This is a genomic window from Methylobacterium sp. Leaf117, assembly GCF_001422985.1.
GTDB lineage: Bacteria > Pseudomonadota > Alphaproteobacteria > Rhizobiales > Beijerinckiaceae > Methylobacterium.
The window spans coordinates 129,049-154,415 of the sequence record NZ_LMNL01000034.1; the positions used below are offsets into that span (position 1 = coordinate 129,049).

At 68.7% G+C, this 25,367-nt stretch carries 22 protein-coding genes, 1 tRNA gene and 1 pseudogene; 11 read left to right on the forward strand and 13 right to left on the reverse strand.

Annotated elements, in window-relative coordinates:
• Nucleotides 1-101: 101 nt before the first annotated feature.
• Nucleotides 102-1,466, forward strand: coding sequence for an Ig-like domain-containing protein (locus tag ASF57_RS15105; RefSeq protein ID WP_056484801.1), 1,365 nt, complete (start codon nt 102-104; stop codon nt 1,464-1,466).
• A 202-nt stretch (nt 1,467-1,668) separates the two neighbouring features.
• Here the strand turns inward: ASF57_RS15105 and ASF57_RS15110 are convergent, their stop codons facing one another.
• Entirely contained in the window at nt 1,669-1,881 is a 213-nt protein-coding gene (locus ASF57_RS15110; protein ID WP_056484803.1) for a hypothetical protein, read from the reverse strand.
• A gap of 468 nt (nt 1,882-2,349) precedes the next feature.
• Between ASF57_RS15110 and ASF57_RS15115 the strand changes: the two genes are divergently transcribed.
• Entirely contained in the window at nt 2,350-4,260 is a 1,911-nt protein-coding gene (locus ASF57_RS15115) for a family 16 glycosylhydrolase (protein ID WP_056484805.1), read from the forward strand.
• A 673-nt stretch (nt 4,261-4,933) separates the two neighbouring features.
• Nucleotides 4,934-5,245 (forward strand): annotated as a pseudogene (locus ASF57_RS15120) (hypothetical protein); the annotation flags it as partial.
• Between the two features lie 184 nt (nt 5,246-5,429).
• On the opposite strand, the gene ASF57_RS26590 reads toward ASF57_RS15120, so the two are convergent.
• Nucleotides 5,430-5,690 (reverse strand): hypothetical protein, encoded by a 261-nt coding sequence (locus tag ASF57_RS26590; RefSeq protein WP_156376168.1) that lies wholly within the window; start codon nt 5,688-5,690, stop codon nt 5,430-5,432.
• A 731-nt stretch (nt 5,691-6,421) separates the two neighbouring features.
• Between ASF57_RS26590 and ASF57_RS15130 the strand changes: the two genes are divergently transcribed.
• A complete protein-coding gene (locus ASF57_RS15130) occupies nt 6,422-7,474 on the forward strand; it encodes a glycoside hydrolase family 16 protein (protein ID WP_056484811.1) in 1,053 nt (350 codons plus the stop codon).
• Between the two features lie 376 nt (nt 7,475-7,850).
• Here the strand turns inward: ASF57_RS15130 and ASF57_RS15135 are convergent.
• Together ASF57_RS15135 and ASF57_RS15140 are read right to left on the reverse strand one after the other, a co-directional pair.
• Nucleotides 7,851-7,926: transfer RNA gene (locus ASF57_RS15135), tRNA-Lys, on the reverse strand.
• A gap of 103 nt (nt 7,927-8,029) precedes the next feature.
• Entirely contained in the window at nt 8,030-9,598 is a 1,569-nt protein-coding gene (locus tag ASF57_RS15140; protein ID WP_056484813.1) for a 2-isopropylmalate synthase, read from the reverse strand.
• A gap of 564 nt (nt 9,599-10,162) precedes the next feature.
• Here ASF57_RS15140 and ASF57_RS15145 point away from each other — a divergent pair.
• Nucleotides 10,163-10,648 (forward strand): SRPBCC family protein, encoded by a 486-nt coding sequence (locus ASF57_RS15145; RefSeq protein ID WP_056484815.1) that lies wholly within the window; start codon nt 10,163-10,165, stop codon nt 10,646-10,648.
• Between the two features lie 173 nt (nt 10,649-10,821).
• Nucleotides 10,822-11,148, forward strand: coding sequence for a hypothetical protein (locus ASF57_RS15150; protein WP_056484817.1), 327 nt, complete (start codon nt 10,822-10,824; stop codon nt 11,146-11,148).
• On the opposite strand, the gene ASF57_RS15155 is transcribed toward ASF57_RS15150, so the two are convergent.
• The 3 genes from ASF57_RS15155 to pdxY form a co-directional block, all read right to left on the reverse strand.
• Nucleotides 11,139-11,855, reverse strand: a complete 717-nt coding sequence (locus ASF57_RS15155) for an NUDIX hydrolase (protein WP_056484819.1) — start codon at nt 11,853-11,855, stop codon at nt 11,139-11,141. The two genes, ASF57_RS15150 and ASF57_RS15155, sit on opposite strands and share 10 nt — an antisense overlap.
• Nucleotides 11,848-12,744: a PhzF family phenazine biosynthesis protein gene (locus ASF57_RS15160; RefSeq protein ID WP_056484824.1), complete on the reverse strand. Its 897-nt coding sequence runs from the start codon at nt 12,742-12,744 to the stop codon at nt 11,848-11,850. Before ASF57_RS15160 ends, ASF57_RS15155 begins: the two co-directional genes overlap by 8 nt.
• 117 nt (nt 12,745-12,861) lie before the next feature.
• Nucleotides 12,862-13,710, reverse strand: coding sequence for a pyridoxal kinase PdxY (pdxY, locus tag ASF57_RS15165; RefSeq protein WP_056185769.1), 849 nt, complete (start codon nt 13,708-13,710; stop codon nt 12,862-12,864).
• A 208-nt stretch (nt 13,711-13,918) separates the two neighbouring features.
• Here pdxY and ASF57_RS15170 point away from each other — a divergent pair, with 208 nt between their 5' ends.
• The 4 genes from ASF57_RS15170 (at nt 13,919) to ASF57_RS15185 (ending at nt 17,473) form a co-directional block, all read left to right on the forward strand.
• Nucleotides 13,919-14,440 carry a DedA family protein gene (locus tag ASF57_RS15170; protein WP_056484826.1) on the forward strand — a complete coding sequence of 174 codons (522 nt, stop codon included), beginning with the start codon at nt 13,919-13,921 and terminating at the stop codon, nt 14,438-14,440.
• A gap of 5 nt (nt 14,441-14,445) precedes the next feature.
• On the forward strand, nt 14,446-15,246 hold the full coding sequence (locus ASF57_RS15175; RefSeq protein WP_056484828.1) for a cobalamin-binding protein: 801 nt from the start codon (nt 14,446-14,448) through the stop codon (nt 15,244-15,246).
• Nucleotides 15,247-15,384: 138 nt separating this feature from the next.
• On the forward strand, nt 15,385-15,870 hold the full coding sequence (locus ASF57_RS15180) for an MmcB family DNA repair protein (protein WP_056185847.1): 486 nt from the start codon (nt 15,385-15,387) through the stop codon (nt 15,868-15,870).
• A gap of 262 nt (nt 15,871-16,132) precedes the next feature.
• Nucleotides 16,133-17,473 carry an adenylate/guanylate cyclase domain-containing protein gene (locus ASF57_RS15185; RefSeq protein ID WP_082504019.1) on the forward strand — a complete coding sequence of 447 codons (1,341 nt, stop codon included), beginning with the start codon at nt 16,133-16,135 and terminating at the stop codon, nt 17,471-17,473.
• A 34-nt stretch (nt 17,474-17,507) separates the two neighbouring features.
• On the opposite strand, the gene ASF57_RS15190 is transcribed toward ASF57_RS15185, so the two are convergent.
• From ASF57_RS15190 to ASF57_RS15210, 5 genes are all read right to left on the reverse strand, one after another.
• On the reverse strand, nt 17,508-18,194 hold the full coding sequence (locus ASF57_RS15190) for a carbonic anhydrase (RefSeq protein WP_056484831.1): 687 nt from the start codon (nt 18,192-18,194) through the stop codon (nt 17,508-17,510).
• Nucleotides 18,195-18,669: 475 nt separating this feature from the next.
• Nucleotides 18,670-18,858, reverse strand: a complete 189-nt coding sequence (locus ASF57_RS15195; protein ID WP_056484833.1) for a hypothetical protein — start codon at nt 18,856-18,858, stop codon at nt 18,670-18,672.
• 114 nt (nt 18,859-18,972) lie between these two features.
• Nucleotides 18,973-19,245: a hypothetical protein gene (locus tag ASF57_RS15200; RefSeq protein WP_244477026.1), complete on the reverse strand. Its 273-nt coding sequence runs from the start codon at nt 19,243-19,245 to the stop codon at nt 18,973-18,975.
• An 88-nt stretch (nt 19,246-19,333) separates the two neighbouring features.
• Nucleotides 19,334-20,836: a protein adenylyltransferase SelO gene (locus ASF57_RS15205; RefSeq protein ID WP_056484835.1), complete on the reverse strand. Its 1,503-nt coding sequence runs from the start codon at nt 20,834-20,836 to the stop codon at nt 19,334-19,336.
• A 251-nt stretch (nt 20,837-21,087) separates the two neighbouring features.
• Nucleotides 21,088-22,182, reverse strand: coding sequence for a phosphatase PAP2 family protein (locus tag ASF57_RS15210; RefSeq protein ID WP_244476959.1), 1,095 nt, complete (start codon nt 22,180-22,182; stop codon nt 21,088-21,090).
• 124 nt (nt 22,183-22,306) lie between these two features.
• On the opposite strand from ASF57_RS15210, the gene ASF57_RS15215 reads away from it, so the two are divergent.
• Nucleotides 22,307-22,888: a transcriptional regulator gene (locus tag ASF57_RS15215; protein ID WP_244476960.1), complete on the forward strand. Its 582-nt coding sequence runs from the start codon at nt 22,307-22,309 to the stop codon at nt 22,886-22,888.
• A 6-nt stretch (nt 22,889-22,894) separates the two neighbouring features.
• Here the strand turns inward: ASF57_RS15215 and ASF57_RS15220 are convergent, their stop codons facing one another.
• Entirely contained in the window at nt 22,895-25,363 is a 2,469-nt protein-coding gene (locus tag ASF57_RS15220) for a branched-chain amino acid ABC transporter ATP-binding protein/permease (protein ID WP_056484839.1), read from the reverse strand.
• Between the last annotated feature and the right edge of the window lie 4 nt (nt 25,364-25,367).

Here is a 25,367-nt window from a genome sequence, read left to right on the forward strand (position 1 = left end):
CGGATTGTTAACAATCCGAATTGCGCAGTATCCAAGCGCGTCATAAAATACTTGAACAATTAGGGAGGCCGATCATGGCAGCTGGCGGGAATCTTGCACCTGTGACCCAGGACGATATCCTCGATGTCCGTCCCTATTACGATGATTTTCAGCAGTTCTTCAGCTTCTCGGATCTCACCCAAAACGACAGAGATCCTGAGGATGGCCCTCTGACGCTGGTGGCGATCGAGCCAAAGCCCGGCACCGGCACGGGAGACTGGGCTTCCTTAAGTGACCCCAATACCGATGCCATCTATTTTTCCGTCGGCAATCCGTCCATCCGTGCTGAGGGCGTGGCCACCTTCGTCTACACGGTTGCCGATCAGGAGGGTCTCACCAGCACCGGCACGGTGCAGATCCTTTACGGGGAGCCCGCTCCGGAGCCGCGGTCGATCACGGTTTCGGAGGACACGCGCGTCTTCGTCGCCAGCTACATCATCGCCAATGGCGGAGGGACCAGCTACGATCAGCCCGAACACGGCGTGGTCTATCAAGAAGACGATCCGGAAAACGGCCGCAACCAGCTCATCTACTATCAGCCGGATCCGGACTTCAACGGTACCGATACCTTTGACCTCATATCCGGTCCCAACGGCGGCCCTCTCACTTACGCCCCCATCGTTCTCACGGTCACGCCGGTGGCGGACGCGCCCGAAGCCAGCAACGACAGCGGCGCCACCGGTGCCGGCCAGCCTCTGGTCATTCCGATCGCGCAACTCCTGAGCAACGACACCGACGCCGATGGCGACACGCTCACCCTCACGGCGGTCGGCGACGCCGCCAACGGCTCGGTGAGCCTCGGCAACGGGCAGGTCGTCTTCACGCCGAAGGCCGGCTTCACGGGTCAGGCCAGCTTCACCTACCAGGTCGAGGACGGGACCGGGCTCAGCGATACGGCCACCGTGAGCGTCCTCGTCGGGCAAACCGCGACCGGCAGCTATGTGCGCGGCACGGCCGGCGCCGATACGCTGGACTACGCCTCCGCCACCACGCGCGTGCAGATCGCGGGTCTGGCGGGCGACGACACCCTTCGGGGTGGGGCGGGCAACGACGCGCTCAACGGCGGTGCGGGCAACGACATCGTCACGGGCGGTGCCGGCAACGACAGCCTCACGGGCGGCATGGGCGCCGACCGCCTGGGTGGCGGTGCGGGCAACGACACCTTCCACATCGCGCGCGGCGATCTTTCCCTGACGGGTGCCACCGACCTGATCGTGGATTTCCAGGGCGCAGGCCAGGCTGGGGGCGATGTGATCCGCTTCACGGGCTTTGCCGCGGGCTCGACGCTGGAGCTGGTCGGTGTTTCAGGCAATGCGTGGGTGTACCAAGTCCAGGACGATGCGGGCCTGTCGGAGGGGCAGATCCTGGTCAGCGCGGGCGGTGCGCCGGGTCAGGTGCTGACGACCAGCGACTACGCCTTCGCCTGAACGCCAGGAAGGGGTCCGGTCCGAGCGCCCTTCCTGAAGGGTCCCAACTCCCCGACCGGACACGAGCAGCCTGCGCCCTCACGCGAACCGGCCCACCGGCTCCCCGGCCACACAGTTTGACTGAGATGACCGGCCGCGAGGTCCCGGCTCCGGCAGCACTGGTTCGGACCTGCGTTCGAAGGAGAAGGCCTTCGGTCGGCCTCTAAGCAAGGGCTCGGCTGAGCCCCGCGTTGTCGAGGCGTCCGCCAAAGGTTTGGGGGTGCGCCTTGCCGATGCTGATGCCCTGAATACTAAGGTTCTCGATGTCGCCCCCCAGCATGTCGCGGCCGCCCAAGCCGATGACGGTGGCAGTGCTAGCACCGGCCGTCTCGACGATCTTGGTATTCTGAATCCCGATCGTGTAGACGTCGTTCAAACGCCGCCGATGACGGGGACCTCGCTGGCCGTACGGTGGGACGTATCGGTCTCGAAAGGACTCACCAGGGCTGTATTCCGGTCCAGGCAAACCATCGCCGCGATCGTCCCTGGGCCAATCTCCGGCATCGGGTTGCCGGCATCATCGGGAGCGGGCGATGCGAGGGGCTTGACCGGGGTCTGTAAGAATATTTTCAAGACCAGACCGCATTCTTATAGGACTACATCTCTAGGAATTCAGCACTTTGCCAAATCGGCTAATATATTTCGCGTTGCCAAAAAACAACAAGGCATAAAATTCTGGTAGCGTCGATCTTTGTAGCTTCAAAGAAGCAGGGCTCGCGGTCGGATACAAGCGCGATTGCCTGCGAAATCTGGACGCACTGAGCCAATTACCGGCTCAGGGGTTGCATAAACTTGTTCATAGTGCTCTAGGTTCCCTCCGTCGGAAGCAAAATGTGAGTGACGGATGGCAAGTACAACCCAGTCGAAAGCGCAATACACCGCAGGGACTGCGAACGCGGATCGGATCGATCTCTCTTCTCGCGGCACGCAGACCCAGCTGATCGCGGGCGGCAACGGCAATGACGTCCTCATCGGGGGGACGGGCAACGACAAGATCAATGGGGGCGCCGGTCAGGACACGATTCGTGGTGGCCGCGGCGCCGACACCCTGACGGGCGGGGCCGGAGCGGACCGCTTCGTGTTCAGCAAGGCGGATCTCGCCGGCACGGCCAACCTGACGGGCGCAGCCCTCGATCGGGTCGTCGACTTCCAGGGGGCCGGCGTCGCCGGAGGGGACACCCTGGTGTTTGAGGGCTTCGCCGCCGATGCCAGCGTGGTCGAGATCAGCAGCCGCGGCGCGCTGCACACCTACGAAATTCAGGAGAACGGGACCGCCGTGGGCCGCTTGAACGTCGTTCATGCCGGCGACCTGATGGTATCCGTCGACGTTGTCGGCGCCTCTGCATCGACGACCATTCCGCTGCCGCCCGTGCCGCTGCCGCCGGTGGTGGTTGCCCCTCCGGTCGAGCCCAAGCCCCCCGTGGTGGTCGCGCCACCGGCTGAGACGGGCGAGTCGGCCCGCGCGAGTGCCACACCGACCCACACGATCAAGGCTAACAATGCGGTCCAGACCCTCAGCGGCACGGCCGGTCACGACGACATCTGGGGCTGGGACAAGGGCAATGCTGTCCTGAAGGGCGGCGCCGGCGACGACACCTATCATATCTGGCAATCGAGCGATCAAGTCGTCGAGGCGCCCAGCGGCGGCGTCGATACGGTCATCGTCGCCTGGCGCGACTACATCCTGCCCGACAATGTCGAGAACCTGCGCTTCAGCAACGCCAAGAGCGGCACCGGCAACGGCCTCAACAACATGATCATCGGCGATGGCGGCGCCCAGACCCTCAACGGCAAGGCCGGGAACGACATCCTGACCGGCCGCGGCGGGGCCGATACCTTCGTCATCGCCAAGGGCGAGGGCAGCGATATCATCACCGACTTCACCTCCGGCGTGGACAAGGTCCGCCTGGAGGGGGTGAGCCTCCACAGCTTCGCCGAGCTGAAGACGGCGGCCAAGCAGGTCGGTTCGGACACCGTCATCGCGTTGGGTGGCGGCGAGACGCTGACGCTGGACAATTTTTCCGTCACAAACCTCAAGGCGAAGGATTTCGCCCTGCCGGCGGACCCGTCGCATCCAGGCATGACGTTGAGCTTCGCCGAGGAGTTCAACGGCCTGAGCGCTTCGGCGACGGGCAACGGTACCGTGTGGAAGAGCTCGCTCGGCATCGGCAGCCAGGATCGGACCCTGGGGTCCAACAACGAGGCGCAGTACTACACGGACAAATCCGTCGGCTTGAACCCGTTCTCGATCTCGAACGGCGTCCTCAGCATCACGGCGGCTCCGGATCACGACGGCAACCCGCTGGGTCTGGCCTACACCTCGGGCGTGCTCACCACGGCCAAGTCGTTCGCCCAGACCTATGGCTATTTCGAGATGAACGCCGACGGGACGTGGCCGGCCGAACTCGACGTTCTGGAGTTCCTGGGCCACGACAAGGACACCGCCTACGCCACGGCGCATTCCTCGATCGGCGGCCACACTCTGACGAGCTTCCCCGTCAAGACGGACGACCTCACCGAGGGCTTCCACACCTTCGGGGTCGATTGGCAGAAGGACACGCTGGAATGGTACATCGACGGCGCGAAGGTGGCCGAGATGGCAACCCCGCGTGACATGCACAAGCCGATGTACATGCTGGTCAACCTGGCGGTGGGTGACACCGGCAGCTGGCCGGGCAAGTACGACGCCTCCATGCCGACCACGCAGCTGAACGTCGACTATGTCCACGCGTGGGCCAACGATGCCATCCACTGACCCGCGTCTGTTGGTGCCTTACCTCCGGCCCTGAGATCCGGCGGCTTCGTCGACGCCGCGGCCTGCAGAGGCCCGGGTCTTCGGGACTTCAGATCAGGCAGGGCTGACAGAAAAACACCGGATGCTGCTGGCACAGTCGGGTCGACCGACAGCAGCATCCGGTCCGGTGGCGGATCTTCCTTCCGGCGAGGAAGGTTTTAGCCCGCCACTCCCATGAAAACGATTTTGGCGGAAGCCAGGGCACGGCGCGTCTCGCGCTTTTGGCCACGGCGCACTGCCTCCCGGGAGCGACCTCGTCCGGTGAGGGGGCGACGTCCACCTGACGTCGGAACTCCGGATGGAGGGGTCTGGATCGTGCGGCAGGCCCGCGCAACCGCCCTCGACATAACGCAGTCGCCTGCGCCGGACCGCGAACCGATATCCGCCGCCCTCCCTGCCCATTGACGGCACGTCCGGGCGCTTGGCCAGATGCAGGCCGCGACCAGCTCCCGCACTCGCTCCATCCGGGGCCTTTGAACTCAATGTTTAGATTAATTTGTCTGTGTCGCGGTACTGATCTTTAACGAAACAAGTACCTCACTACGCTAAGTTGGGGAACAACCGGCAGTATTTGCCCTGCATTAACTTGGCTGCTCGCATCGTCCGTCATCGATCGCGAGAAAGTAAGCGACCCATGGCGGACACGGCATTGTTATCGGCTCAGTACACCGCAGGCAAAGCGGGTGCGGATCGGATCGACCTCTCGTCGCGCGGGACGCGCGCACAACTGATTGCCGGCCAGGATGGTGATGACATCATCATTGGTGCATCAGGCAACGATACAATCAACGGTGGCGCCGGAAACGACATCATGACCGGTGGGCTCGGCGTCGACACCCTGACGGGTGGAGCCGGGGCCGACCGCTTCGTGTTCAGCAAGGCGGATCTCGCCGGTACGGCCACCCTGACGGGCGCCGCCCTCGACCGGATCACCGACTTCGAGGGCNGGCCGACCGCTTCGTGTTCAGCAAGGCGGATCTCGCCGGTACGGCCACCCTGACGGGCGCCGCCCTCGACCGGATCACCGACTTCGAGGGCGCCGGCGCCGCGGGCGGCGACATGGTGGTCTTCCGCGGCTTTGCCGCCAATGCCAACGTGGTCGAAATCGCCCGGCAGGGCACGCTGCACACCTACGAAATTCGGGAGAACGGCGTCGCCGTCGGCCGTTTCACCGCCGTCCATGCCGGGGAGGCGCTCAAGTCAGGCGACTTCGTGTTCGAGGCGTCGGAGGCGTCCGTGGTCAAGCCTTCGCCGGAAGCGCTGATCACGCCGGCGGCGTCGAGCACGCTCGCGCCGGTGGTTTCCGCAACCGCACCGGTCAGTTCGAGCAGCGGCCCGATCGCACCCCTGGGCAACGACACCATCAACGGCGGCGCCGGCAACGACATCATCACCGGTGGGCTCGGCGTCGACCTGCTGACGGGCGGGGCCGGAGCCGACCGCTTCGTCTTCAGCAAGGCGGATCTGGCCGGGACGGCCGGCCTGACGGGCACGGCCCTCGACCGGATCACCGACTTTCAGGGGGCCGGCGCCGCCGGCGGGGACACACTGGTGTTCCGCGGCTTTGCCGCCGATGCCAACGTGGTCGAGATCGCCCGTCAAGGTACGCTGCACACCTACGAGATTCGCGAGCATGGCACGGCCGTCGGCCGCTTCACCGCCGCCCATGCCAATGGCACGCTGAAGTCCGGCGACTTCGTCTTCGAAGCCTCCGCGGAGACGCCCGTTGTCGCTGCTCCCCCCGTGCTGTCGAAGCCGCCCTTGGTCGTGGCTCCGCCCGTGCTGGCTGCGCCCTCGGCTGAGACGGGCGAGGCAGCCCGCGCAAGTGCCACGCCGACCCACACAATCAAGGCCAACAATGCCGTCAAGGCCCTGAGCGGCACGGCCGGGCACGACGACACACGACGACATCTGGGGCTGGGACAAGGGTGGTGCGGTCCTGACCGGCGGCACCGGCGACGACACCTATCACATCTGGCAATCGAGCGATCAGGTCGTCGAGACGCCCGGCGGCGGCGTCGACACGGTCGTCGTCGCCTGGCGGGATTACACGCTTTCCGCCAATGTCGAGAACCTGATCTTCAGCAACGCCAAGAGCGGCACCGGCAACGGCCTCAACAACATGATCACCGGCGATGGCGGCGCCCAGACCCTCAACGGCAAGGCCGGCAACGACATCCTGACCGGCCGCGGCGGGGCGGATGTCTTCGTCATCGCCAAGGGCGAGGGCAGCGACATCATCACCGACTTCACCTCCGGCGTCGACAAGGTCCGCATGGAGGGGGTCAACCTGCACAGCTTCTCCGAGCTGAAGCTGGCAGCCAAGCAGGTCAGTTCGGACACCGTCATCGCGCTCGGCGGCGGCGAGACGCTGACCTTGCAGAACGTGGCGCTCACGAACCTCAAGGCCGGCGACTTCGCCTTGCCGGCGGACCCGTCACATCCGGGCATGAAGCTGAGTTTCGCGGAAGAGTTCAACACCCTCAGTGCCTCGGCCAACGGCAAAGGCACGGTGTGGAAGACGACGTACGGCATCGGCAGCCAGGATCGGACCCTGGGGGCCAACAAGGAGGCGCAGTACTACACGGACAAATCCGTTGGCACGGACCCGTTCTCGATCTCGGACGGCGTCCTCAGCATCACGGCGGCCCCGGATCACGACGGCAACCCGCTGGGCCTGGCCTACACCTCGGGCGTGCTCACCACGGCCAAGTCGTTCGCCCAGACCTACGGCTATTTCGAGATGCGTGCCGAGCTGCCGGCGGGCCAGGGCATGTGGCCGGCTTTCTGGCTGCTGAACGCGGCCAACAATGGACGGACCGAACTCGACGTCATGGAGCTTCTGGGCCACGACACGGACACCGCCTACGTGTCAGCCCATTCCAAGATCGGCGGTCACACCCTGACGAGCTTCCCCGTACAGACCGAGGATCTGACGGAAGGCTTCCACACCTTCGGGGTCGACTGGCAGAAGGACACGCTCAAGTGGTATATCGACGGGGCGAAAGTCGCCGAGATGGCGACACCACGCGATATGAATGAGCCGATGTACATGCTGGTCAACTTGGCCGTCGGCGACACCGGCAGTTGGCCGGGCAAGTACGACGCCTCCATGCCGACCGCCCAGATGAACGTCGACTACGTTCGGGCGTGGGCCAACGACGACCTGCTGTAAGATCCAGCTGGCTCGATTGAAGCGCTGATTTGCATCAGCCCGGCAGGCGTGTGGCTGCCGGGCTGAACGACACCGACCGCGTTCCGCATCCACGGCTCGGCAGCGTCTCACCTGCCCGAAGCAAGCGATCGACAGGCGCCTTCTCCGCCGAATCTCACGCCTCGTATCGGTGCAGAGCGCGCCAGGACCACCTCCGCACACATGACCGACAGGCTAAATGCGAAGCGGTGGAACCGCAGCGCAGGCAGGATCCGGCGACCGTGGCGCCAGCCGAGACCGGCCCCGATTGGACGAGCCGTCGTCATGATGTTCGCAAGATTCCGAAAACACAAAAGCTCCGGACGTAGGTCCAGAGCTTCGGCCGTCTGAGGAGATTTGGTGGGTGCACAAGGGTTCGAACCTTGGACCCGCTGATTAAGAGTCAGCTGCTCTACCAACTGAGCTATGCACCCAACGCCTTGCGGCGGTCGCTGCGGCCCACCAAGTCCGCCGCGACGAGGGGGCTGATAGCAAAGGGCTCCGGAGGTGTCCACCCCCGGAGCGTTATTTTCTCGGCTAAACCGCCGCCGGGCTCTGGGCGTGCAGGCGAACGGCCGAGGCCGAGAGCTTGTTGAGGGCGGAGAGATAGGCCCGGGCCGAGGCCACCAGGGTGTCCGGGTCCGCGCCGCGCGCGGTGACGCTGCGTTCGCCGCTCTTCAGGCGAACCGAGACCTCGGCCTGGGCATCGGTGCCCTCCGTGACCGCGTGGACCTGATACAGCTCGAGGTCGGCCTCGTGCGGCACCAGGGCCTGGATCGCGTTGAAGACGGCATCGACCGGACCGTTGCCGTCGGCCTCCTCGGTGACCACGCGTCCCTCGATGTCGAGCTTGAGGGTGGCGCGCTGCGGGCCGCGCGTGCCCGCGATCACCGACAGGGAGACGAGACGGATGCGGTGGTGCGCGGTCGTGAGGTTCTCATCGACCAGGGCCTCGATATCCTCGTCGTAGACATGCTTCTTGCGGTCGGCCAGGGCCTTGAAGCGCTCGAACACGTCCTGCATCTGGTTGTCGCTCAAGCTCAGGCCGAGCTCTTCCAGCTTCGAGCGGAAGGCGGCGCGGCCCGAGTGCTTGCCCATCACCAGCGACGTCTTGGCGACGCCGACCGAGGCCGGGGTCATGATCTCGTAGGTCTCGGTGTGCTTGAGCATGCCGTCCTGGTGGATGCCGCTCTCATGGGCGAAGGCATTCCGACCGACGATCGCCTTGTTGTACTGCACGGGGAAGTTCGTCGCGTGGCTGACCAGCTTCGAGGCGCGCGTCAGCATCGTCGACTCGATGCCGGTCTCGTAAGGCATCACGTCGCCACGGGTGCGGATCGCCATCACGATCTCCTCCAGGGCGGCATTGCCGGCGCGCTCGCCGATGCCGTTGATGGTGCATTCCACCTGCCGTGCACCGCCCTCGAGCCCCGCCAGGGAATTGGCGATGGCGAGGCCGAGGTCATCGTGGCAATGCACCGAGAAGATCGCCTTGTCGGCGTTGGGCACGCGGTTTCGGACGTCCTGGAACATTCGACGGTACTCGTCCGGCGTGGCGTAGCCCACCGTGTCGGGCAGGTTGATGGTGGTGGCGCCCGATCGGATCGCCGCCTCGACGCAGCGGCAGAGATAATCGATCGGCGTACGGGTCGCGTCCATGGCCGACCATTCGACATCCTCGACAAGGTTGCGCGCCTGGGTCACGGTTTTCAGGATGATCTCCACCACCTCGTCCTCGGACTTGCGCATCTGGTGCGCGAGATGGATCGGCGATGTCGAGACGAAGGTGTGGATCCGTCCCCGGACAGCGTGGCGCACCGCCTCGCCCGCGCGGGCGATATCGGCCGGGATCGCCCGGGCGAGACCCGCGATCGTGGCGCGCTTGGCCCGGCGCGCGATCTCGGACACGGCCTCGAAGTCGCCATGCGAAGCGATCGGGAAGCCCGCCTCGATGATGTCGACGCCCATCGTGTCGAGGAGTTCGGCCACCGCCAGCTTCTCGTCGAGCGTCATGGTGGCGCCGGGGCATTGCTCGCCGTCGCGCAGGGTGGTGTCGAAGATGAGGACGCGGTCTTTGGGTGTGGAATCGGTCACGGAAGCGGTCATCGGAGGAATCCTGTCGCGGCGTGGCCCCGGACGGGCGCGGACGCCGGTGGTGTCGAGGGAGCCCGGGCGGCCAGCGCCGTCACGGGTCTCGCGGATGCGCTCCCCTGAGAGCCCAGGCGCACGCGCCCGGACGGCCCTCAGGGGCGGATAAGGAGACGCAGGAGGACGAGAGACGCGCGCGACCGAGCCGCCGCGGAAGCGGCGTCGGTGAAGCGGCGCGTGGAGCCGGCACTGGCCAAGGCTCGTCTCTCCCGAGGGGCAAGGGCGCGTCGACGGGGCGCGCGAACCGTTGCGAAGGCGGCTGTCGTAGACCCTGGGCCGCGGATTGACAAGGTTCGGGGCTGGCTGGGCAAGCTGCAAGCTGCGGCCGGGACGCAGGAATTTCGGTCGAAGGCAGCTCCGGGGCGGTTCTGGCGCACGATCGCAGGCGATAACCACCACGATCGGATCGCTGCGCATTGCCGCCAGCGCAACTCTGCCTAGCTTGCCATTCGGGCCTCGCACGGTCCGGCGGGCAAAACAGTCCGCTCACCCAAGAAAAAACATCAGGAAGGAACCCCCACCATGCTGCGGACGCTCACGCGCACCCTCGCGCTGCCCACCCTCGCGCTCCTCGCCGGCACCCTCCCGGGCTATGCCCTCGACGTCGCCAAATCCACCGAGGTCGCGGCGCCCCCGGCCAAGGTCTGGTCGACGATCGGGGATTTCTGCGGGATCGGCCAATGGCATCCGGCGATCGAGAAGTGTGTCCTGTCGCAGGAGGGCGGCAAGTCCCTCCGGACCCTCAGCCTGAAGGGCGGCGGTACCATCGTCGAATCGCAGACGGCCCGTGACGACAAGGCGATGTCCTACACCTACGCCATCGTCTCCGGCCCGTTGCCGGTCAGCGATTACAGCTCCACTCTGTCGGTCATGCCGAAGGGCACGGGCTCGACGGTCAAGTGGACCGGCAGCTTCAAGGCGAAGGGCGCTCCGGACACCGTCGCGGTCGATGCCATCTCGGGCATCTACGAGTCCGGCCTGAAGGCGATCGCCGACAAGTCGAAATAACGGCGCCAAATAGCGGCAGGGCGACGCCTTCGCGCCGTCCTGCCGTGTTTTCCGCCTCCGGAGCTTCGCCGGGACGGAGCGGCATGCCGGATTGACCGGCCCTGCGAGGCAGCGCAGAACCGGCCCGGATCAAGCTGTGCCGTTTGCCGGCACCTTCGTTGTCAGGAGCCGCCGTGTCCCGCGTCAGCCTCGTCGTCGTCCTCGTCACCGCCGGCCTCGTCGGGGCCTGCAAGCCGACCGCCTCAACCCCATCGGCCGCGGCCGTCGCCGCCGCTCCCGTGGTCGCCGCGCCTCTTCCACAGGGCAGTGGCTGCGGGCCGGCCATCGCCCGGACTCAGGCGGTGGTCGACAGCGATGTCGCGACCGGCAATCTCAACGCCCCCGTGGGCGAGCGCTTCAGCACCGACCTGCGCAATGCCGCGACGGCCTGCCAGGGTGGACGCGACCGGGAAGCGCTCGGTCTGCTCGCGGCCGCGAAGGCGCGCTACGGCTACCCGTAGGTCCCCGCGAAGGCGCCCTCCAGGTAGGCCCGCACGAAGGGGGGCATGCGGGTGGGATCGAGGTCGTCGCGCCCCCGCACGGTGACGAAGCCGGCGAGTTCCGGCGCCGCCTCGGCCCGGCGATGCGCTTCCATCCGGGCCAGCAGCGCATCGGCCTCCTCCGCGAAGCGGACCGGCCGCAGGAAGGCGCGCTGGCTCTCACCGCTGAGGAGAACCCACGCCTCCGCCGCGTCCGGGGCCAGGGCGATTCCCGTCTCTTCACGAAACTCGCGGGCGGCGCTGCCGGCGAGATCGACCTCTCCGCCCGGGCGGATGTCGTCCCGGTCCGGCGTTCCGCAGGCGAAGTAGATCTGGCCCGCATTGGCGGTGTGCGACCCCATGATGCCGAGGAGAGCCGCGCCGTCGGCGGTCCACGGCACGATGGCCGCGAAGGCGTTGGTCACTGCGGGATCGGGCGATCCGGCCTGCCGGAAGGCCAGGAACTGCGAGTACGCGACCTCGAACAGGTCGATCTCGCAGCGATCCCCCGTGATGCGGCAGGCGCGGGCGAGGAGAACGCGCCCGTCGAACAGGCCGGACCGCTCCGCGCAGCGCCGCGCCCAGGTGGCGGCGATGGTCTCGGCATTGTCGCGGGCCCAGGCCCAGTCATGCGCCACCAGCCGCGCTTCGAGGTGGCGCAGCCGCGTCCACGTGAAGGACTCAGACAAGCAGGGTTCCCTCGCTGACCAGCACGGCGCTGCCGCTGATCTCCACCGAGCGCAGGGCGCCGGCCTCGATGCAGAGTTGCACCCCGATGGTGCTCGGGCGGCCCATCGCGACGCCCTGGGTTAGGACGATGTCGTGCTCGCCCTCGCCGAGGGGCTCGAACTGCATCATCACCCCCGCGAAGGCCGCCGCCGCCGACCCCGTCGCCGGGTCCTCCGGCACGCCCAGATGAGGCGCAAACATCCGGGCCTGGTAGCGATGGCCGAGCCCCTCCGGGTCGGGCGTGTAGCAATAGAGCGCCGCAGGCGGTCCCAGGGCCGCGAGCGCGCTCGACACCACGCGTGCGCGCCCGAGGGCTTCGCGGCTCGCCAGCGGCACGAACAGGAAGCCCGGTCCGGCCCCGTGGCGGCTCGGGGCATGACGCAGGAAGCCGATCTCGGCGGGCTCCAGGCCAAGTGCGGCGGCGACCGCGTCCGGCTCCGGGCCATCGCCCAGGAACTCGGGCAGGACCGGCATCTTGAACCGGCCGGTGCCGCGTCCCTCCCCCGGCACGATCACGCAGGCCAGGGTCCCGAGCGTGGTTTCGAGCCCGAAGGCCAGCGCGTCGGTCAGGCCGGCCCTTCGGTCGCGGAGCGCCAGCAGCACGGCCGTGCCGAGGGTGGGGTGCCCCGCGAAGGGCAATTCGGTGGCGGGTGTGAAGATGCGCAGGCGGGCCCGGTGGCGCGACGCCTCGGGCGGCAGCACGAACACCGTCTCGGACAGGTTGAACTCGCCCGCGAGGGCCTGCATGGCGGCCGTGTCCAAACCCTCGGCATCCAGCACCACCGCCAAGGGGTTGCCGGCGAGGGCGGTGTCGGTGAACACGTCGAGGGTCACGAAGCGGCGCGTCATGGTGAGGATCTCCGAACGGGGGGCGATACAACCCTGGAGGGTCTTGCCTAGACCGCCTTACCTTAACCGTCCTGGCTCAACCGTCTCGCGTCAACCGTCTTGGCTAACCCGTCTTGGCTAGACCGTCTCCACCGGGAACGTCTCGCTCGGCGTGACGAACTCGTCCTGCGCGGCCACCGTCAGGATCTCGCGCGAGCCGGCCTCGGCCGTCCGCCGAAGCAGTCCATAGACCGACGCCCCCGCCAGCCCGAGGGCCTCGGCCGCCGAGCCGGTGCGGGCATAATGCACCAGGAACAGGGCCGCGATGGCGTCGCCGGCCCCGTTCACGTCGAGATGCAGGCGTGGCGTGCGCAGCCGCCAGAACCGCCCGCCCTCCCCGGCCATCAGGTCGATGGCGTCGGCGGGGGTGTCGTCGGTGATCAGCGACGTGACGAGCACGACCCGGGGGCCGAGGGCCTGTACCGAGGCCACCGCGCGCTTGGCCTGCGCCAGGGTCCCGGTCGGCAGGCCCGAGAGGTGATTCAGCTCGAACTGGTTCGGGGTCACGATGTCGGCGGCGGGAACCGCCTGGTCGCGCATGAATTCCGGGATGCCAGGGCGCACGTAGATGCCCCGATCGGTATCGCCCATCACGGGATCGCAGGCATAGAGCGCCTTCGGGTTGAGCGCCCGCACCGAGGCCACCGCCCGCACGATGGCGGTGCCGATGTCGGCCGAGCCCATGTAGCCCGACAGGACGCCGTCGCAGGTGCCGAGCACCCCGCGCTCCGCGATGCCGGCGACGAGATCCTCGATCGCGGGTCCGTCGAACACCCGGCCGCGCCAGGCGCCGTAGCCGGTGTGGTTGGAGAACTGAACCGTGTGGATCGGCCAGACTTCGACACCGAGGCGCTGCATCGGAAACACCGCGGACGCGTTGCCGACATGGCCGAAGGCGACGTGCGACTGAATCGAGAGGATGTTCAAACCGTTTTCTCCCAAAGACGCGCGCCGAAGGATCGGTCGTGCCAGCCCTTACCGCAAGGTCTCCCGCCTTCGCACCCTCCTTCGTGTGACCCCGGCTTGCCCCGGCACAGGGCTTTCGCCACAGCGGCGCAACCGGTCCGGTCCGCATTCGGGGTCAGGGCTCCGACCCGCGCCCGACACACTCAGCCATGATGGATTTCCGGACGACATGGATTTCGAAGCCCTCCGCACCAGCACCCTCGCCTTCGTGGAGGCGAACCAGGGATGGACGCCGCTCATCGTCGGCATCCTCGCCTTCTGCGAATCCCTGGCCTTCCTGTCGCTGCTGGTGCCCGCCACCTTCCTGCTTCTCGGCATCGGGGCGCTGATGGGCTCGGTCGGCATCCCGTTCTGGCCGGTGATGCTGGCCGGCGCCTTCGGCGCAGCCCTGGGCGACTGGGTCTCCTACGAATTCGGGCACTACTACAAGGAGGGCGCCAAGCAGATGTGGCCGATGCGGCGCTACCCCGCGCTCGTCGAGCGCGCCGAGCGCTTCTGCCATAAGTGGGGCGCGGGCGGCATCCTGATCGGGCGCTTCATCGGCCCGGCCCGCGCCGTGGTGCCTCTCATCGCCGGCGTGTTCGGCGTTAAACGCCTGCCGTTCCAGATCGCCAACGTGACCTCGGCCCTGGCCTGGGCCTTCCTGATGCTGGCTCCCGGCGCCGGCCTGCTCGCCTACTTCAAAGGCTGAGCGCCATGCGGTGCTTTCCACCCGAGCGCATCGTCTGCCTGACGGAGGAGACGGTCGAGACCCTGTATCTGCTGGGACAGGAGGACCGCATCGTCGGGGTCTCGGGCTATGCGGTGCGGCCGGCGCGGGTCCGCCGCGAGAAGCCGCGGGTCTCGGCCTTCACCTCGGCCGACCTGCCGAAGATCCTGGCCCTCAGCCCCGATCTCGTGCTCGCCTTCTCCGATCTGCAGGCGGAGATCGTGGCCAACCTGGCCCGGGCCGGCATCGCCGTGCACCTGTTCAACCAGCGCGACCTGCCCGGCTGCCTCGCCATGATCCGCACCGTCGGTGCCCTGGTGGGCGTGCCTGCCGACGCCGACGCCCTGGCCACGCGCCTCGCCGAGCGGATCGACTGCGTCGCCCGGGAGAGCGTCGGCCGGCCGCGGCCGCGCGTGTATTTCGAGGAATGGGACGCGCCGATGATTTCCGGGATCGGCTGGGTCTCGGACCTGATCGCGCAGGCGGGCGGCGACGATGTCTTCGCAGACCTCAGCCGGGAACCGGCGGCCAAGGATCGGATCGTCACCGCGGAGGCGGTGATCGCCGCGCGGCCGGACGTGATCCTCGCCTCCTGGTGCGGCAAGCGCGTGAACCCGGATCGTATCCGCGCCCGCCCCGGTTGGGACGCGATCCCCGCCGTCGCGGCCGGCCGCATCCACGAAATCAAATCGCCGCTGATCCTGCAGCCGGGTCCGGCCGCGCTCACCGACGGATTCGATGCGATCCGGGCGGCCCTGCACGCCTCGGACGTTCTGACCGTCGGGTGATGCTCGGCGGGTGATGCTTAGCGGGTGATGCTTGGCGCCGATGCCCGCGCAACGGGGTCGCAGGTGACAAGCCGCGCGGCGGCTGATTTCCTGTGGTCGATCCCGATTCGGGACAAATTCCCGATCCATCAGAGCCGTATGTCAGCAGCCCTCGCGACCGTCCTCCTTCCGCCCGACCGGCGTCAGTCGGCCACCGCGCTCCAGGTCCAACGCGGCGTCCGGCGTCTGTTCGCCGAACTCGGCCACGTCACCATTCCGGAATTTTCCCTGGCGAACGGTCGGCGCGCCGACATCATCGCCCTGTGCCCGGCCGGGCGCCTGACCATCGTGGAGATCAAGTCGAGCGTGGCCGATTTTCGTGCCGATCGGAAATGGCCGGATTACCGCGACTATTGCGACCGCTTCTACTTCGCCATCCCCGAGACGCTCTCCACCACCCTGACGCCGGAGGAGGCCGGCCTCATCGTCGCCGATGCCTTCGGGGCAGCCATCCTGCGCGATCCCGCCGATCATCCCCTGAGCGGTCCCCGGCGCAAAGCCGTGACCCTGCGCTTCGCCCACAACGCGGCGCGCCTGCTGCACGCCCTGGCCGATCCCGGCGCGATCCGCGAAGGCGCCCTCTGAGATCCCGTTCGCCGGATCGCCGGCGATGATGCTCTCCCGCGGATCACTGCCGGTCGGCGCACCGTCGAGACCCGCCATTCCTGGCTTCACGGGTTGCGAGAAGTGCGGGACCTCGTCAAGTGCGGGACCTCGTCCTGGCCAGGGCGACGCAGCGCTGCGGCCGAACCGTGCCACCTGCGAGACGCGCGGTTCGGAGTTGTTATGACGCCGCGGACGCACAGGGTGCTAAGCCCCCGCGATCCCTCCAATCGATCGTCCCGTCATGCGCATTCCGTCCCGTCGCCGTCCGAACCTGGGTGACCCCACCATCCTGCGCCGCCTCCAGGCGGCTTCGGGACGCCGCTCGCTGGTGCTTCATCTCGTCATCGTCCTGGTGCTGCTCGCCACCGCGCAGGGCTATGACGGATCGAACCACTCGGCCCATCACTGGGTCGGCCTCAGCATCTACGCGCTGTTCTCCCTCGGCCTCGGTCTCGCCGACTGGCGCGCGAGCCAGAGCGACCGGGCGGGCGAGCGCACGACCGAATGGCTGGCCTGGACGGCAACGCTACTCAATGCCGGCGTGGCCCTGTTCCTCCTCGTCGAGCACATGCTGGTCGGCGCGGTGGAGACCGAGGAGACTGCCACGGCCGTCAGCCGTCTGCCGGCTTTCCTCCTGCTGCTCCAGACCGGGCTCAGCATGCGGGTGTGGCACACGGCGGCCTTCTCAGGGCTGGTGGGCCTGGGATGGGGCCTCACCCTCCTGTTCGCCTTCCTGGTCCCCGAGAGCGCGCTGCTCGGCCCGCACGTGACCTTCGAGGAGGAAGTGCCCGGCCTCCTGACCTTCCTGGCCGCCAGCCTCGTGGTGATCGACGGGGTGCGGCGCCTCCAGGCGGCGGTGACCACGGCCCTGCGCATGGAGCGGGAGCGCACCAGCCTCGCGCGCTTCGTGCCCCGCCGGGTCGCGGGCGCCCTCGCCGAGAGCGGCGGCGGGCTCGGCACCGTACAATCCCGCCACGCCTGCCTGTTCGGCCTCGACCTGCGCGGCTTCTCGGCCTTCTCGCGCAACCACGCGCAGGAGGAGGTGGTGCGGGCGCTGCTCGACATGCGCGCCCTGACCCATGTTGCCGTCACCGAGCATGGCGGCATCGTCGACAAGTACGTCGGCGACGGCATCCTGGCCCAGTTCATCGTCGGACGCCCCCAGGCCCAGGCTCAGGCGGCCCTCGCCTGCGGCCGGACCATCCTGGCGCGCCTCGCGCGCCTGAACGTGGAGCGTCGCGACGAGGGCCGTCCCGTGCTGCGCATCACCCTTGCGCTGCATGCCGGCGAGGTTCTGGTCGGCGTCTTCGACGACGGGCATCGGGCCGAATTCACCGTGCTGGGGACGCCGATGAACCGCCTCGCCCGGATCGAGGCGCGGGCCAAGGCCGCAGATCTGTCCGTCGCGGCCTCGGACGACGTGATCCGCCTGCTGAGCCCGACCACCCTGGCGACGCTGCGGCTCTCGGCCATGCCGCCCTCGGATTGTCGCGACACCCGCGACATGCGGCTCTTTGCGGTGTCGTGGGCCGATGACGCGGATGCCCCGGAGACCGAGCCCGCCCTCCCGTCCGTCGCCTGAGGCGGCGGCCAGACAGCCGCCGCCCAGGTTTGCGTCAGGCCGCGTGTCCGGTCGTCATCACCCGGGCGCTCGGAGCGTCGGCGACCGGAAGCGCCGCGCCGTCCGCGAGGCCCACGAAGCGCGACTGCGCGCCGTCATAGGCCAGGACCTCGCCGGTCTCGATCTCGAAGAACCAGCCGTGCAGGCGCAATTCGCCCTTGGCGAGACCGGCGGCGACGCTCGGATGCGTGCGCAGATGGTTGAGCTGGACCACGACGTTCTCGAGCGCCAGGACCCGCGCATGGGTCTTGGGATCGAGATCGGCCGGATAGGCCTCGCAGACGATCTTCTGAGCGGCGTGGCTGTGGCGCAGCCAGGCGGCGACGCTCGGCATCGCCTCCAGGGCCTTGGTATCGGCCAAACCCTTCATCGCCCCGCAATCCGAATGGCCGCAGATCACGATGTCCTTCACCCCCAGCGCCACCACGGCGTACTCGATGGCCGAGGAGACACCGCCGTTCACCTGCGAGAACGGAGGCACGATGTTGCCGGCGTTGCGGCACACGAACAGGTCGCCGGGGCCGGCCTGGGTGATGTGCTCGGGCGAGACGCGGGAATCCGCGCAGGCGATGAACAGCGCCTGAGGCTGCTGCCCGTCGCGGACCAGCTGGCGATACATCGCCTCCTGCCCGGGGAAGACGTTGCCGCGAAACTGCGAAATGCCCTGGATGAGCGTATCCATACCTGTTCCTTCGCTGGTGATGGCCTTGCCCGACGCGCCGAGGCGCCGGGATGCAAGCCGCTGAGATTCAAGCCGGTGAGATGCGAGGCGCCGAGAGGCAGGCAGGAGCGGACGATGCGCGCCTGCATCCGTTCGACCCCGCCGCGTTCTCTCGTTGATGTAGGAAGAACAGATTAGGTCGCAACATCGCGATGGAAAGTGCAGAACTGCACAAGTATAGAGATTTATTTTAATCCATTCGCCCCATCGCCCGGGTGCGCGGCGGCACGAATTCGGCGATCAGACTGAAATACATTGGGATTAACCGCCCTTCGGCAGCCTGCGCAAAGACCTGGATCTGCCTCACGCGGGGAACGAACCGTGTGTCCCGACAGACGAAACCCTCCGTGGCTTTCCGCGCCAAGGAGGGTTTGATGGTCGATCGGTGCTTGAGGATCCGCGATCGATTTTGGCGATCCCGGCCGGCCCGGTGTCCTCAGCCCGAGAACGAGCCGAAGCCCTCGAAGGCGGTCGGCTTGATCAGGGCGGAATCCGGTGCCGGACGTTCGATGCCGGCCGAATTCGGCGGCGGGGTGTCAGCTTGGGCAGGCTTGGGCTCCGGGCCCGTCCGCGTGTCGGGAACGGGTGGCCAGATCGGACGATCCGGCTTCACTGTCTGTGTCATCGATGCACCTCTCGGCATGACGCGAGAACGCCACTTGGAATACGGTATACCAACAACTTTGCAAGGGGATGGTTCGCGGGGCCAACTGGTTTCGGCGCGCGTCCCAATGCGGGATCAGCCCTCCGCCTTGTCGCGCTGCCCGGTTTTCATGCCGCCCATCGGGTCGGTTTCATCCGGGTCGGACGCGTCCTCGCCGGTCCGACCCTGCGGGGTCAGGCGTGGTCCGTCGATGGCTCCCGCGATCCCCCCGGTCCGCGCGGCCTGCTCGGCGTTTTCGGTTCCGGGCCGCTCCATCGGCTCACCCGGAGCGTCCCGGACCGCGCCGCTGACGGTATCGCGCGGACCGGTGGCGAGCGATTCGGACGATGTCGTGCGTGTGTCGACCATGGCTGAAGGTCCTCCTGGCTTAAGAACGCTCCGCCGGCCGGACCTGTTCTGGAAGCACCGATAACCGCGTGCCGGTGCTCCCTGGGTGTCAGGTGCCGCAGAAGGTGCGCAGCACCCGCTCGTGCGGCTGGGGCGGCTCGGCATAGGCCGCGAAGGCAGGCTGGTCGTCGTAGGGCTTGGCCAGCACCGTCACGAGTTCGTGGAAGGGGCCGAAATCGTCGCGGGCGATCGCCGCCTCGATGACGGCTTCGACTCGGTGGTTGCGCGGGATGAAGGCGGGATTGACCCGGTTCATCGCGGCCCGACGCGTTTCGGGGTCCATCGGTTCGGCGGCGAGCCGCTCGCGCCAACGCACCGCCCAGGCGTCGTAGGCCCCGGGATCGTCGAACAGGGCGCGCACGCCGGCGTCACCCTCCGGTCCGAGGGCGGCCTCGCCGAGGCGGCGGAACGTCAGGGTGAAATCCGCGTGGTTCGCGCCCATGATCTCCAGCAGTGCCCGGCCGAGGTCCTTGTCGGCTTCCTCCGCACGAGTCAGGCCGAGCTTGGCCCGCAGGCCGCCGTAATACGCTGCCTCGAAGCGCGGCCCGAAGGCCCCGAGGAGATCCTGCGCCACTGCGACACCGTCCTCCGTCTCGCGGGCGAGCAGGGGCAGCAGGGCCTCGGCCAGACGGGTGAGGTTCCAATGCAGGATGCCGGGCTGATTGCCATAGGCGTAGCGGCCGTTCTCGTCGATCGCGCTGAAGACGGCGGACGGGTCGTAGGCGTCGAGGAAGGCGCAGGGGCCGAAATCGATGGTCTCTCCAGAGACCGCGCAATTGTCGGTGTTCATCACCCCGTGGATGAAGCCGACCAGGAGCCAGCGCGCGACGAGATCCGCCTGCCGCTCGACCACCCGCGTGAGCAGGGCCTGATAGGGATTGTCGGCTTGCGCCAGTTCCGGATAGTGCCGGCCGATGACGTGATCGGCGAGATCGCGCACCCCGTCGACATCGCCCCGCATGGCGAAGAACTGGAAGGTGCCGAAGCGGATGTGGCTGGTGGCCACCCGGGTCAGGACACCGCCGGGTAGGACCGTCTCGCGCATCACGGAATCGCCGGTGAGCACGGCCGCCAGGGCACGGGTGCTGGGAATGCCGAGCGCCGCCATGGCCTCGCTGACCACGTATTCCCGCAGCACCGGACCGAGGGCGGCCCGGCCGTCACCCCGCCGCGAGAACGGGGTCGGGCCCGACCCTTTGAGCTGGATATCGCGCCGGATGCCGTCGCGGCCGACCACCTCACCGAGCAGGATGGCCCGGCCGTCGCCGAGCTGCGGCACGCGGTTGCCGAACTGGTGGCCCGCATAGGCCATGGCGAGCGGCTCGGCGCCCTCCGGCACCCGGTTGCCCGCCAGCACCGCGACACCGTCCGGGCTGGCGAGCCAATCGGGATCGATACCGAGCAGGGCGGCCAGTTCGGCGTTCACCCGGATGAGCCGGGGCGCGGCGACCGGCGTCGGCGCGACTTCGGCGAAGAAGCGCTCCGGCAGGCGCGCGTAGGTGTTGGCGAAGGGAATGGCGGAGGGAATGGCGGAGGAGGTAGCGGGTGTCATCGAAGGGGTGATCCCGTGTGGGGCGCGGCGGCCATGTCGATCCCCGAGCTGGGGTCTGGCAGCCCGCAAGGCAAATCCTGCGCGGCGACGTTCATGGGGTATGGCTCCGGTCAGTTGTCCCGACCAGAGGGATCACGGTGCCTTCGGAGAGGCGGCGCCACCCTGATCTCGGCGCTCGGCGTCGAAAATCCTGGCAGCGGGTGTGGTAGCGATGAGCCGATGTGAAGCGCCGATCCGGACCGCAGGAGCCGTTATGCCGGACAACGCGGCCCGTCCGCGGCGGGTTCAGCGGCGCCCCGCGCCCTCGGGCGAGACCAGACCCGCCGCCGCAGGATCGAGCGACCGCCGATGACGACGGCGGACAGGGCGAAACCCGCCAGGAGATCCGGCAGATAATGTCCGCCGGCCCCCAGGGTCGCCACCATGATCACGGCGTTGAGAAGGATCGCCAGCGGGCCGACGACCGGAACCGGCGCCAGCGCCCAGGCGGTCAGGGCGGCGAGGCAGACATGGAAGGACGGAAAGGTCACGAGGCCCCGGATGTCCCCGAGGGCCAGGGTGTGCAGGGTGCCGGCCCTCAGGTGCTCCAGCGCGTCGAGGTGCCAGAGCGCCCCCATCGTCTCGATCGACCCGTCCGGGTCGGTCGGAAGGCCGTATTGCACGAAGGGACCGGCGGCCGGCACCAGGGCGGCGATCAACACCACGGCGACGAGCAGGACGGTGAACATCCGGACATAGGCCCAGAGCCGGCCGAGGCGGCAGGTGGCGGCGAGCACGATCACCGTCAGCCCCACCTGCGGGCCGCTGGTGTGGTAGGCGAGCGCCAGCCACCAGGCGAGGCGCGGATGCGCCTGCAGAAAGGCGAGATAGGCCGGCCAGTCGAAGCCGAGCGCGACCTCCGTGCGCGCCAGGCGGGCATCGGCGAGCGGCAGGGCCCAGGTGGCGGTGAGGTAGTGCAGCACCGCGATCGGCAGCGTCACGGCGATCAGACAGGCACTTGCGAGGGCCATGGCCCGCAGCTTCGGTTCGGACAGGATCGGCCCGAACAGGAAGGCCAGAGCGAGCAGCGCCCCGACGAGCCCCGCCGCCACGGTGAATCCCTGCGGCGCCACGGCGATCCCGAGCCGGCGCAGCCAGAGCGCGTCGAGAAGTGCGACCGCGCCAGCGAGTCCCCAGAGACCGGGATGCGGCGCCGCCAGGGCCGCGGCGAACCGGTTGATCCGCCCGACCGGCGTCTCGAGACGGGAGCGGACGAAACGGGTCGGGGCCAGGAACACCGGAACGACATCGGCACGCCACCGGCGCGCGCCGCGCACGGGCATCGAGATCGGTGTTGCGTCGCTCACACGGGGTCCTTCGCGGTTCGTCGAAGCCGGAACTCGGCTTTGTGCCGGTTTGTTGCCCGGCATCGTTCCTTTTCCCGTACCGATCCTCTCGACCCCGAGCCGTGGCCCCACCGATGGTCCGCCCGTGACCCGCATCGCCTTCTTGGATTTCGAGGCTTCGTCGCTGGCCAAGACCAGCTATCCGATCGAGGTCGCCTGGGTCTTCGCGGACGGGCCTTCGGAGAGCTACCTGATCCGCCCGGCCCCAGGCTGGACCGATTGGTCCCCGGAGGCGGAGCGGGTCCACGGCCTGGAGCGCGCGCGCCTGATCCGGGAGGGCGTGGCTCACGACTGGGTGGCGCTGCACATGCTGACCACTTTGCGCGACGTCGCCCTCTATGCCTCGGCGCCGTCCTGGGACGGCCAATGGCTGAGCCGGCTCCTGCGCGCGTCCGGCCTGCCCCGGCACGCCCTCCGGCTCAGGGCGACCCGGGAGGCGCAGCGCAGCGCCATCCTGGACGTGCTGGCCCAGGGCGGCATCCCGCTCCCGTCGCGCGACGGCATCGCGGGCAAGCTGCTCGCGGACCTGCGCCGGGACGCGCAGGCCGACCCCGCCCCGGACCATCGCGCCCTGTCGGATGCGCATCGCGAGTGCCGGCGCTGGGAACGGGCGCGGTCCCTGGCCGAGGCCACGATCCGCGCGGCTGAGCCGGGTTTTGCCGACTGAGCCGTTTCAGGCCGCCCCGAGATAGGCGGCCTCCAGGCCGGCATCGGCGCCGAGTTCGGCCGCCGTCCCCGCGGTGACGACCCGGCCCTGCTCCAGCACGTAGCCGCGATCCGCCACTGTCAGGGCGAGAGCCGCCATCTGGTCGACGATCAGGATGGTCACACCCTGGTCCCGCAGGTCCGCCACCACGGCGTAGAGGGCGTTGATCATCGCCGGCGCGAGACCGAGGGAGGGCTCGTCGAGGAGGAGGATGCGCGGCTGCGCCATCATCCCGCGGGCGATCGCCAGCATCTGCTGTTCGCCTCCCGAGAGGAGGCCGGCCCGGCTCGTTGCCCGGTCGCGCAGACGGGGGAACCGGGTGAGCAGCGCCTCGATCTCGGCCGGGTCGATCGGCGCCTTGCGGCCATGCGCCCCGAGGCGGATGTTCTCGATGACGGTGAGTTCGGGAAATACCTGCCGGCCCTCGGGCACCAGGGCGAGGCCGAGGCGGGCGATGGCATGGGCCGGCAGGTGCGCGATGCTGCGGTCCTCCAGGACGATCCGGCCCTCCACCGGCCGGAGCAGCCCGGCGAGCGCCCGCATGGTGGTCGACTTGCCGGCGCCGTTGGCGCCCAGGAGCGCCACGGTCTCGCCGGGGCGGACCTCGACGCTGACGCCGTCGAGGACCGGGGCGGCGCCATAGCCGGCGGTGAGGCCCAGGGTCGAGAGCACCGCGTCGGCCGGGGGCGTCCATGCGGCCGCGCGGGGCCGCGCCGGCGTGTCGGCGCCGCCCAGATAGGCGCGGATCACCGCCGGGTCGCGACGGATCGCGGCCGGGGTCCCCTGCGCGATCGGCCGCCCGGCATCCATGACCAGGATGGCGTCGGAAACGCTCATGACGAGGGGCATGTCGTGCTCGACCAGCACCACGGCGATGCCCTGCCCGGCGATCCGGCGCAGGAGCCCGCCGAGCACATCGGTGTCGGCCCGGGTCAGGCCGGCGGCGGGCTCGTCGAGGAGGAGGATGCGGGGCCGGCCGGCGAGCGCCCGGGCGATCTCCACGAGGCGGCGGTCGACATGCGGCAGTTCGGATGCGGGTCGGTCCGGAGCGCCCGCATAGCCGACGAAATCCAGCAGGGTCGCGGCCGCGGCGCGATCCCGGGCACGGGTGCGCCGCCACAGGCGCCCCGGGTCGAGGGCGAGGGCCACGTTGTCGAGAACGCTGAGCGAACCGAACAGGCGCGTGGTCTGGTAGGTGCGGGCGATGCCGGCCCGGGCGATGACGTGGGCCGGAGCGCCGGCGAGGTCGCGCCCTCCGAGGCGGATCGTCCCGGCCTTAGGACGGTAGAACCCCGAGACCATGTTGAGCACGGTGGTCTTGCCGGCGCCGTTGGGGCCGATGAGGCTCGTCACCGCCCCGGCCTCGGCCCTCACCGAGACGCCCTCCGCCGCGCGGATGCCGCCGAAGCTGATGCCGATGCCCTCGACCACCAGGGCCTCGGCCGCGCGCTGCCCGATCAGTTGCCCGAAATCCGTGGCCGGCGGGACGGTACCGGCGCGCGGCCGCGGCAGCAGCCGGGCCGCGCTGCCAACGATCCCCGAGGGCACCAGCCACAAAACCACCAGGGTGGCGAGGCCGAAGAACAGCAGCCGGTACTCGGCGAGCCCCGCCAGGGTCTCGGGCAGCAGCACGGTGACGAGGGCACCCAGCAGCGGCCCGAGCACGGTACCGGCCCCGCCGACCACCACGGAGAGCACGAACAGGATCGACTGCGAGAACGGGAAGGAGCTTGGGGCGATGAAAAGCATCAACGGCGGCAGCACAGCCCCGGCGAGCCCCGTCAGCGCGGCCGAGATTGCGAAGGCCAGGGTCTTCACCCGCACCGGGTCGAAGCCCAGGGACGCGGCCGCCACGTCGGCATCGCGCACCGCCCGCATGGCCCGGCCCAGGCGGCTGCGGGCGAGGCGGTGGAAGCCGTAGAGGCTCAGGCCTGCGCCCAGCACGGCGAGGCAAGCCAGCTCGCGCTCGGCGAAGAGAACTCCGAACAGGCTCGGCCCGGTGGTGACCACGAGGCCGTTCTGGCCACCGGTGAGCGACCCGCCCTCGATCAGGGCGTGCTCGATGATGAAGCCGAACGCGATGGTGACCATCGCGAGGTAAGGCCCCTTCACCCGCATCGCCGGCACCGCCAGCCCGGCCCCGACCAGGCCCGAGAGCAGGCCCGCGGCCGGAACCGCGAGCCAGAAGCTCAGGCCGGCCCCGGTCAGGATCGCGCTGGCATAGGCGCCGATGGCGTAGAAGCCGGCATGGCCGAAGGAGATCAGCCCGGTCAGCCCGAGGAGGACGTTGAGCCCGGTTCCCGCCACGGTGGTGAGCGCCACCAGGGCGATGACGAAGTGGCTGTAGCCGCCCGTCAGTCCCACCAGGGCGAGGCCCGCCAGGGTCAGGGCCAGGATGGCGACCGGCATCGCACCCGGGGCGCGCAAGATGTGCATCGGG

Coding starts and splice junctions, on each gene's coding strand:
- ASF57_RS15115 (WP_056484805.1), top strand. CDS start 2,350: ATGGCAAGTACAACCCAGTCGAAAGCGCAATACACCGCAGGGACTGCG.
- ASF57_RS26590 (WP_156376168.1), bottom strand. CDS start 5,690: ATGATGTCGTTGCCGGCGCCGCCGTTGATGGTGTCGTTGCCCAGGGGT.
- ASF57_RS15130 (WP_056484811.1), top strand. CDS start 6,422: ATGATCACCGGCGATGGCGGCGCCCAGACCCTCAACGGCAAGGCCGGC.
- ASF57_RS15140 (WP_056484813.1), bottom strand. CDS start 9,598: ATGACCGCTTCCGTGACCGATTCCACACCCAAAGACCGCGTCCTCATC.
- ASF57_RS15145 (WP_056484815.1), top strand. CDS start 10,163: ATGCTGCGGACGCTCACGCGCACCCTCGCGCTGCCCACCCTCGCGCTC.
- ASF57_RS15160 (WP_056484824.1), bottom strand. CDS start 12,744: ATGACGCGCCGCTTCGTGACCCTCGACGTGTTCACCGACACCGCCCTC.
- ASF57_RS15170 (WP_056484826.1), top strand. CDS start 13,919: ATGGATTTCGAAGCCCTCCGCACCAGCACCCTCGCCTTCGTGGAGGCG.
- ASF57_RS15175 (WP_056484828.1), top strand. CDS start 14,446: ATGCGGTGCTTTCCACCCGAGCGCATCGTCTGCCTGACGGAGGAGACG.
- ASF57_RS15180 (WP_056185847.1), top strand. CDS start 15,385: ATGTCAGCAGCCCTCGCGACCGTCCTCCTTCCGCCCGACCGGCGTCAG.
- ASF57_RS15185 (WP_082504019.1), top strand. CDS start 16,133: ATGCGCATTCCGTCCCGTCGCCGTCCGAACCTGGGTGACCCCACCATC.
- ASF57_RS15190 (WP_056484831.1), bottom strand. CDS start 18,194: ATGGATACGCTCATCCAGGGCATTTCGCAGTTTCGCGGCAACGTCTTC.
- ASF57_RS15195 (WP_056484833.1), bottom strand. CDS start 18,858: ATGACACAGACAGTGAAGCCGGATCGTCCGATCTGGCCACCCGTTCCC.
- ASF57_RS15200 (WP_244477026.1), bottom strand. CDS start 19,245: ATGGTCGACACACGCACGACATCGTCCGAATCGCTCGCCACCGGTCCG.
- ASF57_RS15205 (WP_056484835.1), bottom strand. CDS start 20,836: ATGACACCCGCTACCTCCTCCGCCATTCCCTCCGCCATTCCCTTCGCC.
- ASF57_RS15220 (WP_056484839.1), bottom strand. CDS start 25,363: ATGCACATCTTGCGCGCCCCGGGTGCGATGCCGGTCGCCATCCTGGCC.